The organism is Litorimonas cladophorae, from assembly GCF_014652455.1.
Lineage (GTDB): Bacteria > Pseudomonadota > Alphaproteobacteria > Caulobacterales > Maricaulaceae > Litorimonas > Litorimonas cladophorae.
Genome location: NZ_BMYV01000001.1, coordinates 846,141 through 863,973, shown reverse-complemented (window position 1 = coordinate 863,973; position 17,833 = coordinate 846,141). Strand labels below are relative to the sequence as shown.

At 51.3% G+C, this 17,833-nt stretch carries 14 protein-coding genes and 1 other RNA gene; 5 read left to right on the top strand and 10 right to left on the bottom strand.

What is annotated here, in order from left to right:
• Positions 1-4: 4 nt before the first annotated feature.
• The gene (locus IE073_RS04255; protein ID WP_189581686.1) at positions 5-1,834 is read right to left on the bottom strand and encodes an aminopeptidase P family protein; all 1,830 of its coding nucleotides are present in this window, start codon (positions 1,832-1,834) and stop codon (positions 5-7) included.
• 319 nt (positions 1,835-2,153) lie between these two features.
• Between IE073_RS04255 and IE073_RS04250 the strand changes: the two genes are divergently transcribed.
• Complete coding sequence (locus IE073_RS04250) at positions 2,154-2,294, top strand: hypothetical protein (protein WP_189581684.1); 141 nt, start codon at positions 2,154-2,156, stop codon at positions 2,292-2,294.
• A 63-nt stretch (positions 2,295-2,357) separates the two neighbouring features.
• Here IE073_RS04250 and IE073_RS04245 read toward each other — a convergent pair whose 3' ends face one another.
• Genes IE073_RS04245 through IE073_RS04235 form a run of 3 tightly spaced genes read right to left on the bottom strand, consistent with a single transcriptional unit; the run spans position 2,358 to position 7,063 of the window.
• Complete coding sequence (locus IE073_RS04245; RefSeq protein WP_189581681.1) at positions 2,358-3,251, bottom strand: 50S ribosomal protein L11 methyltransferase; 894 nt, start codon at positions 3,249-3,251, stop codon at positions 2,358-2,360.
• Entirely contained in the window at positions 3,251-4,699 is a 1,449-nt protein-coding gene (locus tag IE073_RS04240) for a hypothetical protein (protein ID WP_189581678.1), read from the bottom strand. Before IE073_RS04240 ends, IE073_RS04245 begins: the two co-directional genes overlap by 1 nt.
• 9 nt (positions 4,700-4,708) lie before the next feature.
• Positions 4,709-7,063, bottom strand: coding sequence for an ATP-dependent helicase (locus IE073_RS04235; RefSeq protein ID WP_189581675.1), 2,355 nt, complete (start codon positions 7,061-7,063; stop codon positions 4,709-4,711).
• Positions 7,064-7,212: 149 nt separating this feature from the next.
• On the opposite strand from IE073_RS04235, the gene IE073_RS04230 reads away from it, so the two are divergent.
• Positions 7,213-8,700 (top strand): nucleoside hydrolase-like domain-containing protein, encoded by a 1,488-nt coding sequence (locus IE073_RS04230; protein ID WP_189581672.1) that lies wholly within the window; start codon positions 7,213-7,215, stop codon positions 8,698-8,700.
• A 6-nt stretch (positions 8,701-8,706) separates the two neighbouring features.
• On the opposite strand, the gene IE073_RS04225 is transcribed toward IE073_RS04230, so the two are convergent.
• Positions 8,707-9,123, bottom strand: coding sequence for an acyl-CoA thioesterase (locus IE073_RS04225; RefSeq protein ID WP_233349807.1), 417 nt, complete (start codon positions 9,121-9,123; stop codon positions 8,707-8,709).
• 927 nt (positions 9,124-10,050) lie between these two features.
• On the opposite strand from IE073_RS04225, the gene IE073_RS04220 reads away from it, so the two are divergent.
• Positions 10,051-12,303 (top strand): TonB-dependent receptor, encoded by a 2,253-nt coding sequence (locus tag IE073_RS04220; protein ID WP_189581665.1) that lies wholly within the window; start codon positions 10,051-10,053, stop codon positions 12,301-12,303.
• A 125-nt stretch (positions 12,304-12,428) separates the two neighbouring features.
• Here IE073_RS04220 and IE073_RS04215 read toward each other — a convergent pair whose 3' ends face one another.
• From IE073_RS04215 to IE073_RS04200, 4 genes are all read right to left on the bottom strand, one after another.
• Entirely contained in the window at positions 12,429-12,650 is a 222-nt protein-coding gene (locus tag IE073_RS04215; protein ID WP_189581662.1) for a ribbon-helix-helix domain-containing protein, read from the bottom strand.
• The gene (locus IE073_RS04210) at positions 12,640-12,867 is read right to left on the bottom strand and encodes a DUF4169 family protein (protein ID WP_189581657.1); all 228 of its coding nucleotides are present in this window, start codon (positions 12,865-12,867) and stop codon (positions 12,640-12,642) included. The genes IE073_RS04215 and IE073_RS04210 overlap by 11 nt, the downstream gene beginning before the upstream one ends.
• Positions 12,867-14,258, bottom strand: coding sequence for a class II fumarate hydratase (gene fumC, locus IE073_RS04205; protein ID WP_189581653.1), 1,392 nt, complete (start codon positions 14,256-14,258; stop codon positions 12,867-12,869). The genes IE073_RS04210 and fumC overlap by 1 nt, the downstream gene beginning before the upstream one ends.
• Before the next feature lie 282 nt (positions 14,259-14,540).
• A complete protein-coding gene (locus IE073_RS04200) occupies positions 14,541-15,110 on the bottom strand; it encodes an SspB family protein (RefSeq protein WP_233349805.1) in 570 nt (189 codons plus the stop codon).
• A gap of 100 nt (positions 15,111-15,210) precedes the next feature.
• On the opposite strand from IE073_RS04200, the gene IE073_RS04195 reads away from it, so the two are divergent.
• A complete protein-coding gene (locus IE073_RS04195) occupies positions 15,211-16,602 on the top strand; it encodes a cytochrome P450 (RefSeq protein ID WP_189581650.1) in 1,392 nt (463 codons plus the stop codon).
• A gap of 4 nt (positions 16,603-16,606) precedes the next feature.
• Positions 16,607-17,374: a hypothetical protein gene (locus IE073_RS04190; RefSeq protein ID WP_189581647.1), complete on the top strand. Its 768-nt coding sequence runs from the start codon at positions 16,607-16,609 to the stop codon at positions 17,372-17,374.
• Positions 17,375-17,387: 13 nt separating this feature from the next.
• Here IE073_RS04190 and ssrA read toward each other — a convergent pair.
• Positions 17,388-17,762: a transfer-messenger RNA gene (ssrA, locus tag IE073_RS04185) on the bottom strand.
• Between the last annotated feature and the right edge of the window lie 71 nt (positions 17,763-17,833).

The following is a 17,833-nucleotide window of genomic DNA, read 5'->3' as shown; positions in this document are numbered from 1 at the left end:
GTTCCTACAGTGGGGCGCAAGCCGATTGCAGCCAGTCTTTAGCCTCGCCATTTACAAGCGGTCCGACCACGTTCCAAACTCTCGTGTGATAGGCGTTGATATAGTCGCGTTCGGCTTGCGTGAGCCTATCAAGGACAATGAGGTCACGATGGATCGGCGCAAGCGTGAGCGTCTTAAACCCAAGCATATCACGTTCTCCGCCAGTAATAGCTTCAGGCTCGGTGACATATTGTAAGTTCTCAATGCGAATGCCGTATTCTCCCGTCTTATAATAGCCGGGTTCGTTGGAGACAATCATACCTGGTTTCAACGCGATAGAATTGGGGGCCTTTGAAATTCGTTGCGGACCTTCGTGCACGCCAAGGAAAACGCCAACGCCGTGACCAGTTCCATGATCATAATCCAGACCAGCCTGCCACAGGGGATATCGCGCAAGGGCGTCTAGATTGCTTCCAGTTGTTCCGACCGGAAAACGAACCGTAGCGAGAGCAATGTGGCCCTTCAGGACAAGTGTAAATCGCTCACGCATTTCCTGTGTCGGCTCACCAATGGGAACCGTGCGCGTGATGTCTGTTGTGCCGTCGGGATATTGTCCGCCGCTGTCGACCAAAAAGAGCGACCCACGGTTTAGCGGTAGAACCGTGCCCGTGTTCACACGGTAATGCACAACCGCGCCATTTGGTCCCGCGCCAGAAATTGTTTCAAAGGACAGGTCTCGAATTGAGCTATCTATGCGGCGGAAGCGTTCGAGTTGAGTTGCCGCTTCGATCTCGTCCACCTGGCCTGACTGCGCGTCGGTATCCAGCCAGTGCAGAAAACGAACAATCGCCGCGCCGTCACGAATATGGGCGGCGGTCGTACCTTGAATTTCCGTCGCGTTTTTGGTCGCTTTGGGCAGGGCGACTGGGTCTGCCGCTGATTTAACAATCGCTCCAGCGGCCTTCAAACTATCCACGTGCCAAGCTGACGCTGTGTTGGGATCGACGATGACGGTTTTGCCTGCCAGATTTCCTATAGCACCTTGGAGTGCGTCTTCCGTTTGAACGCTAATCTCATTCCCAAGATGTGAGCGAACGTCATCGGTCAGTTTTTCAGGAGCGATGAAAAGTTGCACTTGCCCAGTGGCATCGATCAATGCGGTCGAAAGCGGGAGGGGTGTGCATTGCACATCTTGTCCACGGATGTTCAAAAGCCAAGCGATAGAGGCGGGTGCCGTGATTAGAGCGACGTCCGCGCCAGAGGCGGCTATGCTATGCCCAATTTCGCTGCGTTTCTCTGCATGGCTTTTACCTGCTAAATCTAAAGGCTGAACCGTCACCTGTGTGAGCGGGACGGGGGGACGATCGTCCCAAGACTGATCAATGGGGTTTGTCGAAAGGCTGCGTGTTTCGCCGCCAGCAAGTTTGACGGCGTCGCGAATTTTGCCCAAGGCGGCGGGGCTATGCAGGCGCGGATCAAAGCCGATAATTTGGCCGCGCTTCACATGCGTGCGCAACCAAGCGGCCATGCCGCCGCCTTCCATTTTCGTGAAGGTAAAGAGGTCTTCGGCGACTTGTTGACGGACTTGCAGCGTGTAACGGCCGTCTACAAACATTGTGGCGTCATCCAACCCGACGATGGCGGCCCCCGCCGAGCCCGTGAAACCACTGACCCACATCAAACGCTCATTGCAGTCAGGCAGGTACTCGTTCTGATACTCGTCCTCATGCGGGACCAAGAAGTAGTCAATACCAAGATTTTTCATGACTGAGCGCAGTTTAGGCAGGTTTCGATGCCCATATTCTGGCCCACCCGTAACGTCATAAGTTTGAAACTGGTCAGCTATTTGGTTCATTTAGAGAGTCCTAGGATCGGCATTGGCGCACAAACCGTAAGCCGAAGAAATCATGTGAAGTAGGTCCGTTGGTGCACGAGCGCCTTAACTTGCCAGCAACGGTAGGGAGACCACCCGTCTATGGCAAACAGTTTTCGAATAGGTAGCGACCACAAATGGAGGGCGAATTTTTAAAGGGTTAACAAATTCATGCGGTTCATTGCAATTCTGCATAGCTCGTTTCCCGCAACGACGGTTCTGTATTTTTCCATTCAACCTACATAGCGCGTATTGAAACGGCGATGAAATAAGTCATTGCCAAAAATGTTAGAGAAGTAAAATGACCACCCAATTGAATGGCACTGAATTTGTCTCCGCACCGGTAAACAGCCGTCGCACAGCGAGCACGTCGCCGGTCCGTAATGGTTTGGCTGCACGTCGCGACACCCGTCGCAATCGTCGCGCAACCCGCGCGATTTAAAAAAGACATAGATTGAATAACGGGCCGTCTCGCGATTTGCGAGGCGGCCTTTTTTATGCCTACCTAAGAGGTTGGCCTCTGCGCGAGCAAGGATGTCCAACCTTCCAAGCTTGGTTGTGGAACGACACTCAAACCTGCCGCTTCAAAACACTTTGCAACTTGTTCCGCTTTTTCGTCCAAAATGCCGGATAAAATCACCCTTCCACCGGGCGTTGCCGCCGACACAATATCATCGGCAAGCGTCATCAAAGGCCCTGCGAGAATATTGGCAAAGATGAGTTCGAACTGACGCCCTGACAATTGGGGGCTGTCAAATCCGTCCACCACATGTGCGGCAACCTTGTCTTGTACATGGTTCAAGACTTTGTTTTGGTCCGTCACCATTATGGCATCTGGGTCAATATCTGTTGCGAGTATCTCTGCAGTGTCGAGTGTTTTCGCCGCCGCAATGGCCAAGACGCCTGCGCCGCAACCCAGGTCTAGAACCGTTTTAGGACGGATGCCTTGGTCTAGAAGCTCACTGTAAATTCGGAGGCAGCCTGCGGTGGTTCCGTGATGCCCCGTCCCGAAAGCCAACCCTGCGTCGACATGGATAGGGATCACGTCATTGGGGACCGTTTCGATATCGTGGGAGCCATGAACATGAAACCGACCCGCCCGAACTGGGGCCAAGCCGGCTTGGGTCTCGCTCACCCAATCTGTGGCGGGCAAGCGCGATATCTTCACCTCAGCCGATGATGGTATGCTGAGGGCCGCGCGCGAGGCAATCGCAAGCGCCTCACTCTCATAGAGCGCTTGCACGAGCATTTGACCATTTGGCGCGTCGAAGAGCGTAACACTCAATGCCGACATATGACTGTCCATACCCAAGTCATCAGATAAATCAAAGGCTGTGTCGGCCTCCGTGTAAATATCGAGTGCCCAAGGTCGGAACCCATCTACGAATTCGGTGTCCATCAGGAACCACTCCTTGCGGCGGCTTCGCCCTTTGGCGACGGCAGAGGCGGGTCGGCAGCCAATGTTCGTTTGAGGTTCTTCCCAACCAAATTCGGGCTGCTCAATCCGCGACATCCTTCGACGTTCAACTGACCGTTTTGAGCGCCACATAATATATAGGCGATGAGTTCTGGCTGACGCACATGTCCATTATGGGCAAAAAGGGGATCAACAAAACCGCCGATAAAGGGAAAGACAGGTCCCGCAAATTCGACACGCATGTCAATAACGTTGAAGCCTAGTAAATCGATCAACTTTGCGCGTTCAGAATCTTGAGACATGTCAATTTGGCCATCGAGGCTGCGTTGGCTACGGCTCAATAGGTTGCGATAGAATGGGACCAGTTCATATGTCAGAAAGTCGTTGATTTCTGACATTGCGATGATGGTCGGGCGTTCGTCATCTGAATAGGGCTCGGGAACAACGCGCTCGGTTTCTGTTATATCGGAGAGGCTTAGCAAGGGGATTTGGTTGGCCAGCATAAAAAACTGTGTGCCTTTAATCATGGTATCGTAAATGTTCCCGCGGCCGTCCGTCATCGCGTCGCGCATAATGTCAAAAGCAATCTTTGATCCTAGGGACTCTGTGACAAAGGCGAAGGGGTCCGTTTCGATATCTTCCAGCGCTGCAATTTGGCAAATGTCGATGTGGTTGACCCGGACACCTTGGTCTTCAAAACCATAGCCTGAGGCATCGAGTGCCGCACTGCACATCGCGCCGCGGACGGCATCGCGGATTTGTTCACCTGCGGGCCCCAGATAAAGAACGGCATCGGAGAACCCGTAATTGACCAATTTATCCTTTAGTTGCCCATTATATTTTCGACGTTGAAGGGCAAGTTTTCCACCCTTCGTCGCGCCAAGCGCATCCTGTCCGACGTGGGGGGCTTGCAAACTTTCCCAAAAAATATCATCCCAAAAAACGCGGTAAATCACATATTCAATGTTTCCGCCGACCTGAAGAACTTGGCGATCCATACAAGCTAAATCGGTGAGTTGAAGGTTGGAACCCGGCAGCGTCGTCCGATAGTCGCGTGTCTTTGTGTCCGTAATCATGATCGAATTAGACAGTTTTACATTCTCATTATCATCGTCGCGTCCGCATTGGCTGGCGACAGCTTTCTCTTCGACTTGTTTGTTATAGGCATCGGCCACGCCTGAAATAAAGGCGTTGGCCAGGGGCGCATCATCCGGATTTTCAACATATCCGATACCGTGAAGGTAGATGATGTTCACGCGGATTTTGCTGGCGTCATCGGGTGCGCGCTCGGCGATACGTTCTAATCCCCGAAACGACCCGCTATCGTTTCGATCGGACTCTAAGGTGTTAATGTCCAACACGTTGAAGCCTGTCGTAGAGCAGCCTGACAGAAAAAGCGTGACGAAAAATAGGAAGCAGAAACGTAACATATAATCTACCTAGGCGCGTTCGACGAAGCCGTCCAAGACCTTTTTCTCGCCAGCTTTCTCAAAAGCAACAGTTAGTTTCGTGCCGTCAGTTTCCGTAACAAGGCCATATCCAAATTTTTGATGAAACACGCGGTCGCCCTTATTGTAATTTGACGATTTCCCCTTTGCGGGACGGCGTACGGCGTGCCCTTCGATATCCTTTGGCGCGCGTCCAAAACTCTTCGTCTTGTTTTGTTGAAAACGTTGCCAGCCAGGGGAAACGGGACCTGATTTATTCTCCTCGAAACTTCGGGCAAAACTGCTGGCTACACGTTCGGCAACCGCGCCGCTATCATGTAATCCTGATTCACTGGCGGCTTCCACGTGAGCCGGCGGGAGCTCATCGATAAAGCGCGAGGGCAGGGATGATTGCCAGCTACCATAAACTTGACGGTTGGCCGCGAAATAGATCTTAGCTTGCTCGCGGGCGCGGGTGATGCCTACATAGGCGAGGCGGCGTTCTTCTTCCAATCCCGCCATGCCGCTTTCGTCCATGGACTTTTGCGAGGGGAACATGCCTTCTTCCCAACCTGGCAGAAAGACGAGCGGAAACTCTAGGCCCTTCGCGGAATGCAGCGTCATGAGAGAGACTTGGTCTTCTTCGACGCCATTGCTCTTATCGACATCCATCACGAGGCTGATGTGTTCCAGATAGGCGGGCAGCGTATCAAATTCATTCATCGCTTGAATAAGTTCTTTGAGGTTCTCCAAACGGCCGGCAGATTTCGCGTCTTTATTGTCTCGCCACATCTGTGTGTAACCTGATTCATCGAGGATTTGCTCAGCAAGATTTGTATGTCTCATCGTGCCCTGCATTGCGCGCCAGCGGTCCAAGTCGAGACAGAATGCCCGAAGCGACGAGCGGGCCTTGCCGCGAATCTCGTCCGTCTTCGTCAGTTCTCTCGTTGCGGTCTCCAGCGAGACACCCATACTGCGGGCCGCGCGTTGAAGCTTCTGTATTGAGGTGGCACCAATGCCACGTTTCGGCGTGTTGACGACGCGTTCAAAAGCCAAGTCATCCGTATCGTTAACGAGCAGCCGCATGTAGGCATGGGCATCACGAATTTCTTGGCGTTCGAAAAACCTTGGTCCGCCGATAACTTTGTAAGGCAATCCGATTTGAATGAAGCGTTCTTCGAAACTCCGCATTTGACGAGAGGCGCGGACAAGGATCGCGACATCGGAATATTTACGCCCTTTGGAATACCAATTTTCGATGTCAGTGCTGATAATTCGAGCTTCGGCGGGGGCATCCCAAACACCCGTTACGCTGACCTTGTGACCCCCGTCATCTTCTGTCCAAAGCGTTTTGCCGAGTCGGTCTTTGTTGGAGGATATCAAGCCGGAGGCAGCGGCCAAAATATGCTCCGTGGAGCGGTAATTCCGTTCCAATCGAATGACCTTCGCGCCAGGAAAATCGCTTTCGAAGCGTAGGATATTGTCCACTTCGGCACCGCGCCAACCATAGATGGATTGGTCATCATCCCCGACGACGCACACGTTGTTCGACCCTTGGGCGAGCAGCCGCAGCCAGAGATATTGGCAGACGTTCGTGTCCTGATACTCGTCGACTAGAATATATCTGAACTTGGCGTGATAGCGTGCGAGCACATCAGGATTGTTCTGAAAAATCGTTAGATTATGTAGCAGCAAATCGCCAAAATCGGCAGCGTTCAGTACCTTCAAGCGATCCTGATAGGTCTTATAAATGATCAGACCTTTGCCTTCAGCGAACTTATATTTCTCGCTCGGGTCGCATTTTCCTGGCGTCAAGCCTTTGTTCTTCCATGCATCAATCAGGGATGCCATGTACCGCGCGGTCCATTTCTTATCATCGATATTTTCGGCTTTGATAATCTGCTTGAGCAAACGGATTTGATCATCGGTATCAAGGATGGTGAAGTTGGATTTCAATCCGACGAGCTCTGCATGAATGCGTAGGATCTTGGCTGCAATCGAATGAAACGTGCCGAGCCACGGCAAGCCTTCCGTCGTTTGACCCAACAACTCGGACACCCGATGGCGCATTTCGCGCGCGGCCTTATTCGTGAAAGTCACTGACAGGATTTGCGACGGGTAGGCCATGCCATTGTTAAGGATATGGGCGAGGCGACACGTTAAGACGCGGGTCTTGCCTGTACCCGCTCCCGCCAAGACTAAGAGCGGTCCTTCGACGGAAACGACAGCGTCCCTCTGCTCTGGGTTCAACCCCTCCAGGTAAGCCCCAGCTGCGGGCGCACCGGGCCGCGTCGGCATCGCCATTTGCGATATTGACCGACCAGACGGTGGAGGCGGCGCGGGCGTGAAGGAATCAGGTTTGGACATTGGGAAAGAACATAGAGGCAACGTCGCCGCTTGGCTATGGTCTAGGCGGCCTGAGCGCAGACGCTTGGCAAACTGACTTGTCAAACTTCGCCTGATATCTGACAAAGATGTGAGCGTGAGGCAATCCCGCGCAATTTTGGGAGAAATTCATGAAAATAGGCTTCGCCATTGGATCGTCACTTCTAGCGCTAAGTGCCTGCGCGCCTGCTACAGTACAAGTTGGCGCCGAAGACCCGAACCCCTCAGCGCTATCCTTGATGCCGCCAAAAGAGATCGAAAAAAACCGCCTGATCGTGCTGTCTGATATCGAAGCGGACCCTGATGATGCGCAGTCTTTCGTTCGGTTGTTCCTCTATGCAAATGACATTGATATTGAAGGGATCATTGCGACAACTTCTGTCCATCAGAAAGCGGAAATTCGCCCAGAGTCGATCCATGAGATCCTTTCAGCATATCGCGATGTGCACCAAACATTGACGCAACATGACCCAGATTTTCCTGCGCCCGAAACATTAGGCGCTCTCGTGAAATCGGGCTCGGCAGAATATGGCCTCTTTGGTGTCGGAGAGGGGAAAGATACGGAGGGGTCCGATTGGATCATCGCGGCCTTAGAAGCCGAGGATGATCGCCCGCTATGGGTCTCTGTTTGGGGTGGGCCAAATACGCTGGCTCAGGCGCTTTATAAAATCCGATCAACGCGCACACCAGAAGACGAGAAGCGTCTGACAGATAAGTTGCGCGTTTACACAATCAGCGATCAAGACGATAGCGCAATCTGGATACGCAAAGAATTTCCCGATATCTTCTATATTGTGAGCCCTGGCGGCTATGGAAATGGAACATGGATGGGGATTTCGACTTTCATTCCAGGATATTCCGACTCCATCAAAAATACTTGGTTTGCGGAAAATATTCAGCAAGGCCACGGTCCTCTGGGTACCAAATACCCAGATACGGCCTATGGGTATGAGGGTGATACCCCTGCTTATCTCTCGCTTATTCCGAACGGGCTGAATGCGCCCGAGCATCCCAATTGGGGCGGGTGGGGCGGACGTTACGCCCTTGCAACGCCGGCGCTGGAAGATATTGATCCCGATGGGTTCACAGGCGGTGTGCCCGTCCTGGCAGAACCGCGTCCGATCTGGACCAATGCAAGTGACAAATATACCCCATGGAAACCGAGTGATTTCGGACGCGTCATAGAGAAAAGCAAAGAGACCTTTGACGGTAATCGCGTCACGCTTTGGCGCTGGCGTGATGCTGTTCAGAACGATTTTGCCGCGCGCATGGACTGGACGGTTTCCACCTATGCCGAAGCCAATCATCCGCCCCTTCCCAAGATCAAAGGTCCGAAAACCTTCAGCGTCGCATCAGGCGAAGTCTTCCGCTTGGATGCGTCCAATAGCGTAGACCCAGACGGGGATAGTTTGAGCTATCACTGGTTCAATTATCCCGAAGCCGGGACGTTAGAGACACCCTTTGGCATTGAGGCAGACGGGGTCATTAGCGAAACCTTTGTGACCGCCCCAACCCTAAGCGAAACGCAGACAGGTCATATCATTCTGAAAGTGACAGATCGCGGGACGCCACCTTTGACACGTTACGCGCGGATAATTGTCACAGTAGAAGCCGAGTAGGGTGGCTCACGTCTGGTGAGTCGCTTTCCAGTCGGCGTAACGCCCGTGTCGTACAGGGCGACCATCATCATCGACATTGACGAAAACTATTTGGTCAATGCTGACAATTTCCTGATGCGTTTGTTTGATGCGGACATGACATTCAACAGTAATTGTCGTGTGACTAACGCCTACCGTTTCGACGCCGATCTCAACCACGTCCCCTTGAACTGCTGGGGCGAGAAAATTGGTGGCGGACATAGATTTGGTAACTAAGGTCTGCGTGCCCATCTGGCAGGCGGCATAGACTCCGCATTCCTCATCTATCCATTCGAGTAAGCGCCCCCCAAATAAAGTATTCCGAGAGTTCAAGTCAGCGGGTTTGACAACCTTACGCGTACGGTATTGAAGCGACATGCCTACATCCAAGGTATATTCACCCATGAGTCAAGGTTGAATTGAACGGCAGTGGCCGACCTATGCGCGACGCTCAATTCTCAGGCGGATGAGCCGATCTCCTCAGAAGCCGCTAGTTTGTTTGGCCTCTTGTATCTCTTAGTCTCTGCTGTCTTCGTTGGAAAAATGTCCCGAGTGACGGGATGTTCGCGAGTGTATTCTAGGGTCCAGCGGAACTGGAAAAAGCTTGGTTTTGGTTTTCGACCCCGAAGGGACACTCGCGACGACGCCTTTTTCCTGGTGCAATTCTGTTTATTCGGAATCGAAAATTGGGCCAAGGCTGCCCATTTTTCGATGGTTCTATTTTTTGTGAAAACAGAAATGCACGAATCGGCCGAACAACCCAGTCGTGGGGTAATCAGCTCGCGTTAGGCCACCCAGATTGACCGACATTACCCGATCTCTCCCAATGACAAGCGTCGCTTCTTTCCGGTCCGTGCAATTCTGTTTTGCTGTTAGCAAATGAGTATCGAAAAATGGGCTAGCTTCGCCCAATTTTTGATCCCCAATAAACAGAACTGCACTTTGTCAATGTGCACATGACCGCCCGTTGAAAGAAGACCATCTTAAAATGCCACGCAAATGAGAGGGCGGGGATGCATCTCTCTGACAAAAATGCAATTCATTGAAAACAAACGAGAAACTAGATGCAATGAGCTATTTTATTGTGGAGCAGTTTTTAAAAATTCGATGTTCGCCTCTTAAGAAAAAACTGTTCGAAGGTTGTCTTTATAAAGAGTACTGAATCTATGTGTTGGAGCGCCTTAATGTTACTGAAATGACAACCCAATATTTCATTTTTTCAATCGGAATTAGGATTTTCGAAACGCGTCATTTTACCTATTGAGTTGACGAAAAATTTCTATACCGACGCGCGTTTCTTAGCTTTTAGAAGCGTTTTTTTGATCAGGAATTATGCCGTTTTCACACAAATTGTTCGTCGGGCTTTTGACCTCATCATGCCTCACCGTTTTTACAGGGTTTTCTGCTTTCGCACAAAGCCAGCAGGATGAAATTGTTGTCACAGCGACAAAAATTGAGAAAACATCCCAACAGCTAGGCCTCAGCGTTAGCGTTATAGACGGAAATACCCTCTCTGATTTTGACGGCGCGGAAGAGCTCTCTCAGCATGTAAATGGTTTACAGGCAGCTGTGGCAAACGGGAGTCAAATCGCCTTCCAAATTCGCGGGATTGGTGCGGTAGACCATCAAGCGCTCACACCAACAGCCGCCGCGATTTACGTGGATGGGACTTATCAAGCCACGAATGTGCAGACGAGCCCTCTACTCTTTGACATCGATCGAGCTGAAGTCCTGAAGGGGCCGCAGGGGACGCTTTATGGTCGAAATGCATCTAGCGGAGCTATCAATTTTAATTCCGTTCTGCCTGGGGATCAGCCAAGCGGATATCTGGGTGCAGAATATGGACGGTTCAACCGCTTTAACTTGACCGGGGCAAAGACGCTTCCCGTCAGTGATACTTTCTCTCTTCGTATTGCCGGACGGTATTTGGCGCAGGACGCCACGTTGAGAAATGTTGATACAAACGCAACTGTTACAGAACCTAAGGATGCGGGCGGAAAACGCGATGAATTTGGGCTTCGAGCAATTGGCCACCTCCAAGCTTCGCCGACAACCGAAATTCTTTTCAATGTACATTACGCGGAAGATAACGGGATCAATCAGTCCCCACTTAATGATAGCCTTAATCTCGCGGATCACGAAATTTCAATTGGTGACGACGGCGTCCAGGACACAGACAATGAGTTCTTTGGCGGCTCTGTCAATATTACCCGTAACTTCGGCGATTTAGCTCTCGTTTCACACACAGCCTTTGAGGGATATAACCAGGAATACGGTTTTGACTTTGACGGGACACCAGCTCCTTTTGACGTCGCAAGCCTGAATGCTAATCTCGCCTATGACCGTGATTTTGCCCAATTTAGCGAAGAGCTGCGATTGAGCTATGTCTCGGATACCTCGGAGCTAATGGCGGGACTATATTTAGAGGCTGAAGACTTCGATCAAGACTACCTTATTTGGTGCGGCGTTCTGAACCCTGATACACTACTCGGGACATGTCGCTATGTGGGCGCCCCTGGCCGTGCAGGGCCGGCACCCGCTTCCGAAGCAACTGCTACCACGCTGCAGTCAGTCATCACGCAATCTCGCAAAACAGCTGCATTATTTAGTTATAATACGGTCAAAATCACGCCGCAAATAGACCTCGTCGTCGGCGCTCGCCTCTCATATGAAACCGTAAAGGCGAGTGGCGAAGGGCGCCACATTTTTGATGATGGCGTCACAGCGCTTAACAATCGTGATGGACTAGGTCTCGCTAGCGGTGGGAATAAAATCACTGACACCCGGCTATCTGGCAATTTGGGCGTGAATTATACTTTAGCAGATAACACATTGATTTACGGTTCTTATTCCAATGGCTTTAAAAGCGGTGGTTTCAACGGTGAAGTTATCAATAATTCAACGCACTTCAGTGATGAGGGGCTGTTCGGAGCGGAAACCGTCGATGCTTTTGAATTCGGTTTGAAATTTTCGCGTGAAAACATTCGGGCTAATGTTGCCACATTTTACCAATTTTACGACAAGCCGCAGGCCCGTATTTTTGTACCGTTTACCACAGGCGATGGGGGTTCGTTTACGTCAAACTCTCTGTCCAATTTAGATGAAGCCACATCATATGGTTTAGAAGCTGATATTACATGGTCGCCCTTGGCTGGCCTGGATCTATTTGCGGGGTTGACGCTTTTGGAAACAGAGATTGCGCAAAACGAAAATCCCGCCGTACCCCAAAATGCTGAAACCTTTGATGGAAACCCTTTACCATTTGCGTCGGATGTTTCGACTGTATTTTCCGCTCGCTATGAGTGGGCACTCAATGACGCCTTAAGTGCCTCCATAGAAGGGAACGGGAAGTATCAAAGCGCTTTTTATCTGGATGCGGAAGGGCGCGACGATCGCCGCCAAACTGGATATGAAATCGTTGATGGGGGTGCCTATTTACATTTTAAAAACGGCGTGGATCTAGGTGTTTGGGGGCGAAATCTAACCGACTCAGACTACGCAGTTTCAGGGTTTGGTTTTATTGGGTACAATACCTTTAGAGGCGCGCCACGTAATTACGGTATTGCTGTAAAATACAGCTTCTGATCTTGCAGGGATAAGTTGAGGCGGCTCAATCCCGCCCAACTTGTTTCGGTGTTCTTTAAGTCGAGGTTGTTGTTTTATGAAGCTTGACCGAACTGCGAAGACTCCCGTTTGTGGGTAGCTAATCTTCAAAGTTTGGTCTGAACATAGCCCAAACACCACACCCGTAAATGGCTGGCGAGGTTGCGGGTTGCACCGCCTTCCATGCGTTCGTCGTCGCGGGTGCGGATAAAGCTAGCAAAGCTCTCACCGCTGGCGTCGACGGCGGCGTCGATGACGGCCCAGAACTCGGCCTCTAAGGCCACACTGGTTTGGTGGCCATAAAGCGAGATGGAGCGTTTAAGCATCATCTTTAGATGCGGTGTCGTCGGGGTTGGTATTCTCTGGCGGTGTATCAAGCTTATGGGCGTTGAGCTTGGCTTGAAGTTTTTCCGTCAAAGCTGCTGCGCGCTCTTTTTGGGGTTTAGACGCCCCATATTTCACGCGGTTATTGGCTGCACGCTTAACTTTAGCGTGGCGTGCAGCGGCCTTTTTAGCCTTGTTAAAATTGACGATATCGCCAGCCATTAGCGTGGTGCGATCATCAATTCTGGGCGAACAACTTCGTCAAATTCGGCTTCCGTTACAAAGCCAAGCGCGACGGCTTCTTCGCGCAAGGTTGTGCCGTTTTTATGCGCGGTCTTGGCGACCTTCGTGGCATTGTCATAACCAATGGTCGGGGCCAATGCGGTCACGAGCATGAGCGAGCGGCCCATCAAATCGGCAATACGGTCTTCATTGGCCGTGATGCCAACGACGCATTTATCTGCAAAGCTGCGCGAGGAGTCTGCCAGCAAAGTGATCGATTGGAGCATATTATAGGCCATGACAGGCTTGTAGACGTTCAACTCGAAATGACCCTGGCTGCCTGCGATGGTCATGGTCGTGTTGTTCCCCATGACTTGTGTACAGACCATTGTCAGGGCTTCGCACTGCGTCGGATTGACCTTACCCGGCATGATGGAGCTGCCCGGCTCATTTGCGGGAAGGGAGATTTCGCCAAGGCCCGAACGTGGGCCTGATGCGAGGAAGCGAATGTCATTCGCGATTTTAAAGAGGCTGGCCGCAACTGTGTTCAGCGCGCCATGTGCGGAGACGAATGCGTCATGCGCGGCGAGGGCTTCGAATTTGTTTTCTGCAGTTTTAAACGGCAGGCCTGTGTAGTTGGCGACTTCTTCGGCAAAGCTTTCTGCGAATCCAGGCTTGGCGTTCAATCCTGTTCCGACAGCTGTGCCGCCTTGGGCGAGCGGATAAAGCTCCAGCAGGCCACGTTTGATACGCTCAATACCGAGGTCAAGCTGCGCCACATAGCCAGAAAATTCTTGGCCGAGTGTCACGGGTGTGGCGTCTTGAGTGTGTGTCCGGCCGATCTTGATGATCTTGGCAAATTCATTCGCTTTGTCATTCAATGCATTGCGAAGAACTTGGAGCTGCGGGAGGAGGTTGTGGTGAATTTGCTCCGCAGCGCTAATGTGCATCGCGGTTGGGAAGGTGTCGTTTGACGACTGGCTGCGGTTCACATGGTCATTGGGATGCACAGGAGATTTGGAGCCAACCACACCGCCGAGAATTTCGATGGCTTTGTTGGAGACGACTTCATTTGTGTTCATATTGGACTGCGTGCCAGACCCTGTCTGCCAAACGGAGAGTGGGAAGTTATCGTCCAGCTTACCTTCAGCGACATCGCTTGCAGCTTGGACAATCGCGTCTTTGATGTCGGCTTCGAGATTGTCGGCCTTGTGGTTCGCAATCGCGGCAGAACGTTTGATGATTCCCAGTGCGCGGATGAGAGCGGGCGGCATCGTCTCAATCCCAATCGGGAAGTTGATCAACGAACGCGCAGTCTGCGCGCCATAATATTTGTCAGCAGGAACGGTAAGTTCGCCAAAGGAGTCGGATTCAGTGCGGAGGTTGGTCATCGGAAATATATCCTGTTTTTCGTAGATTGGCGTAAATTATCGGGGTCAGGCAAAGTCCGAAGTACGACACGGTAACAACAGTAAAAAAAGTGAGGTCGTTTGAAATCGAATACCATACGGTTGGAAAGATCGGAAATGCCAAAAAGAATCCTGAAAGGCAGATTTTCTTTGCAACTGGATTTATCCATTTGAATGTCTGACCGAATTTATATGGGTCCCCATCGTAGAGAATCCAGAATGGCGGTTTAGAAAACATATCGGGCTTGATGTCAGCCAACGATTCTACTTCTTCCGAAAACTATCCAAGCTGACGACCTTTGGGCCGGAATCTTCTGGCGGTGTATCGTCTTCTGGCGTTTCGTCCTTGGGTTTCTTCGCTTTGACTTTTGATACAGTTTTCTTCGCGACGGCACCCAGACCTGTAGCCTTTGGGGCTGTGGCGGGCGTTTTGGCTGGCGTGATCTGCGCGATAGATTCGGAGCCTTCAAGCTCAGCCGGCGGATCAAATTGTAGAGCAAAGCCAACGCTGGGATCATGGAAACGTGTGATCGCGTGATAGGGGACTTTCAGGTATTTCGGAATGCCGCCAAATTTCAACGTCACTTCGAATTCCGTATCATAGGCGTTCAAATCCCAATATTGATGTTCCAGCACGATTGTGACTTCGTCGGGATATTTCCGCGCGAGGCCTTCATCGACTTCGACGCCAGGATAACGGGTCAAAAATGTGATGTAGAAATGATGTGCACCGGGCAGGCCATCTTCGCGGATAACGCGCCGAATAGCGTCACGCACAACCCCGCGGAGGGCGAGTTGCGTCATTTGCTCGTAATTCATCAGGTCAGAACTCATGGAAGGCATCCTATCGTCGCGACGCTGGGAATCAACAGCCATAAGGCCGCGCCGTGTCGTTTTTTCGCCCATAACACCTGATTGACACGTAGGAAGAGCTATGAGTACCCAAACTGAACCCCTTGATAATCCTGCTGATGGTAAGACAGGTTTGTTTTACCCGCCTCACGCGCAACCGCTGCGGGGGGATGAGGGATTTATTCACGCGACGTGGAAATTCTTGCGCAACCCCGTCGAGGGATTCGGTCCATTGGCCTATAATCAACCCATCGTCAGCGTGCCGAACTTTGGGAAAAAACTACACGTCATTACCGACCCCGAAGGTATGATGCAGGTCTTACAGCATGAGGCGACTAAATTCACGAAAACGGCCATCGATGCGCGGATTTTGGGGCCAGCGACCAAAGAGGGCCTGCTCTCCGTCCATGGTGAGCAATGGAAGCGCCAACGCAAAGCCGTCGCGCCGATGTTTCGCAAACGTCATATGGAAGACCTCGCGCCCATTATCTCCACCACCTTGGATGCCTTTTGCGAAGGGTTGGACGCCGAGCCAGATGTCGAGCTGAACGCCGCGATGGCAGAGCTGACATTTGACGTGTTGGCTAAGGCCCTGCTGGGTGACCCGCAAGGGATTGACGGCGAGCGGCTGAAATACGCGACTCGCAACATGGTCACGAGCGCGGGGACATTGCGGCCTGATGATTTGATTCCCTTTCCCGCCTGGGTGCCGCGTCCGATTTCGCCAAAGGGATCGCGTGCGCTGAAAAAGCTAAAAAAGGCTGCCGATGTGTTGATTGCCCAACGTAAGAAAAGCCCCGTTGAAAATGATCTCGTGAGCCTGCTGATCGCCGCCCGCGACCCAAAAACGGGCGAGGGGCTCTCGGCGCGTGAACAGCGCGACAACCTAATCGGATTCTTCATCGCGGGGCATGAGACGACTGCGCTAACTCTGACGTGGGCGCTCTATTTAATCGGAATGCATAGGCCGACAGCGGAGCGCATCCGCGCCGAGGTCATGGCGATCTGCCCCGAAGGGAATGTGAGTTATGATCAAATGGCGGAGTTGAAATTCACTCAAGCGGTGATCGACGAAACCATGCGCCTCTATCCGCCCGCACCTATGCTCAACCGGTTATGCCATGAAGACACTGTGGTGTCGGGTCGAGAGATCAAAGCGGGCGACACGTTCTTGCTCTGTAATTACGTCATGCATCGCACCGAACGCCTATGGGATAATCCGTTGGCATTCGATCCTGATCGGTTCATCCGCGACCCAAAATTAAAAGCCAAAGGCGCACCCTACATGCCATTCGGCGCAGGCCCGCGGATATGCGTCGGCGCAGCCTTTGCAACGATGGAAGCCTTGATGTCTCTGGCGCGATTGGTACGGGATTATGATGTAAAAATACCTGAGGAGTGCTATCCTAAACCCTTGATGACAGTGACATTAAGACCGCAGGGTGGTGTGCCTGCACGCATGGTGAGGAGATAGCAAAATGAAATACCCTCGTGATTATGTGCGCCCGCCCTATGTGCAGATTTCCATACGCACACGGTTGAATATGCGGGATAAAGATTTTGGCACCCAATTGGCAGATATTTTGTGGTCATCCGAACCGCGCTATATTCCAACAAAGATTGAGTTGGATTTTGAAAAAGGGACACCTTGTAAATCTCGAGATCACTTTTTGGATAATTGGTGCGTAATCAAAACGAGAACATACAATGGAACAGACTATCAATTCCCACGAAAGTTATGGTGGAAAAATAAAAGCTCACTCAAATGCGACGGATCTTTTGGACATTCATTTAAAGCGACGACGGGTGCGAAGGTTCCTGGGTATTTGAATGTGACTTTTGCATATCGTAAGAGGATTGATTGGAAACATATGTTCCTCTCCCTTTGCAAACTAATGCAGCCCCAACTGGCAATGATGCATGTGTTTACGGAGGAAACTTGTCCGCCAAGCAAAAGAGAAGGAAATTTTCAAAATGGACGCTTCGCAGCTCTCTCCGATCCAAAAGTTCCGGGTTTGGGGTGGATGTTTGCGGCGGGTGAAGAGTTCTATAAACCGTTAGCAGATTTTGATCTTACCGATTTGGATGTGCTGCGGACGAATTACGGATCTTATTGTGTCATTGAAATTGCTAAGAACGCGGAAGAAATAATTACAGATATACAGAAATTTGAAACCCGAAGAGACAAGCTACTGGAAATTTTTTCACTACCCATCATGGAAAATCACGACTCGTTGTTGGACTGATAATGAAATGAAAAGTGGAGAGTTTCTGTTGCCAGCTACTCTCCGGAGCCCGCCTAGGGGTCTGACGCCCTAGGAGTTAAAGTTGGAATTACCCGAACCGCTTACGCAGCTAGAGCAAAATCCTCAGAATAATTGTCATTTGCAATTATAATATACGAGCATTTATCGGTGCTCACACGAACGAAAGCTAACATCTTTAGACGTCTGTCGATCCTATTTCGACCCCACTGAAAAGCCCTCTCTAATCCGTGGAGAAAAGAAAGGACTTATTGGTGGAGTCGTCGGGTACCGCCCCCGAGTCCAGTCCGCTTATTGCATGCGCGTTTATCGTCATATCTGGCAAGCCAGCCCAAACTATATGGGCCGTCCAGTCAGCATATGCAATGGGGAAGCGCGGAGATTGCGCAGTATAATTGATTGGCAAAGCCGCATGTTTGTCAATTGCGCGAGGGTTGTTGC

Bases quoted from the DNA above. Each gene is read 5' to 3' on its own strand.
- fumC (WP_189581653.1), bottom strand. From the start codon at position 14,258: ATGACCAACCTCCGCACTGAATCCGACTCCTTTGGCGAACTTACCGTT.
- IE073_RS04210 (WP_189581657.1), bottom strand. From the start codon at position 12,867: ATGGCTGGCGATATCGTCAATTTTAACAAGGCTAAAAAGGCCGCTGCA.
- IE073_RS04250 (WP_189581684.1), top strand. From the start codon at position 2,154: ATGACCACCCAATTGAATGGCACTGAATTTGTCTCCGCACCGGTAAAC.
- IE073_RS04235 (WP_189581675.1), bottom strand. From the start codon at position 7,063: ATGTCCAAACCTGATTCCTTCACGCCCGCGCCGCCTCCACCGTCTGGT.
- IE073_RS04240 (WP_189581678.1), bottom strand. From the start codon at position 4,699: ATGTTACGTTTCTGCTTCCTATTTTTCGTCACGCTTTTTCTGTCAGGC.
- IE073_RS04230 (WP_189581672.1), top strand. From the start codon at position 7,213: ATGAAAATAGGCTTCGCCATTGGATCGTCACTTCTAGCGCTAAGTGCC.
- IE073_RS04255 (WP_189581686.1), bottom strand. From the start codon at position 1,834: ATGAACCAAATAGCTGACCAGTTTCAAACTTATGACGTTACGGGTGGG.
- IE073_RS04215 (WP_189581662.1), bottom strand. From the start codon at position 12,650: ATGATGCTTAAACGCTCCATCTCGCTTTATGGCCACCAAACCAGTGTG.
- IE073_RS04245 (WP_189581681.1), bottom strand. From the start codon at position 3,251: ATGGACACCGAATTCGTAGATGGGTTCCGACCTTGGGCACTCGATATT.
- IE073_RS04190 (WP_189581647.1), top strand. From the start codon at position 16,607: ATGAAATACCCTCGTGATTATGTGCGCCCGCCCTATGTGCAGATTTCC.
- IE073_RS04195 (WP_189581650.1), top strand. From the start codon at position 15,211: ATGAGTACCCAAACTGAACCCCTTGATAATCCTGCTGATGGTAAGACA.
- IE073_RS04200 (WP_233349805.1), bottom strand. From the start codon at position 15,110: ATGAGTTCTGACCTGATGAATTACGAGCAAATGACGCAACTCGCCCTC.
- IE073_RS04220 (WP_189581665.1), top strand. From the start codon at position 10,051: ATGCCGTTTTCACACAAATTGTTCGTCGGGCTTTTGACCTCATCATGC.
- IE073_RS04225 (WP_233349807.1), bottom strand. From the start codon at position 9,123: ATGGGTGAATATACCTTGGATGTAGGCATGTCGCTTCAATACCGTACG.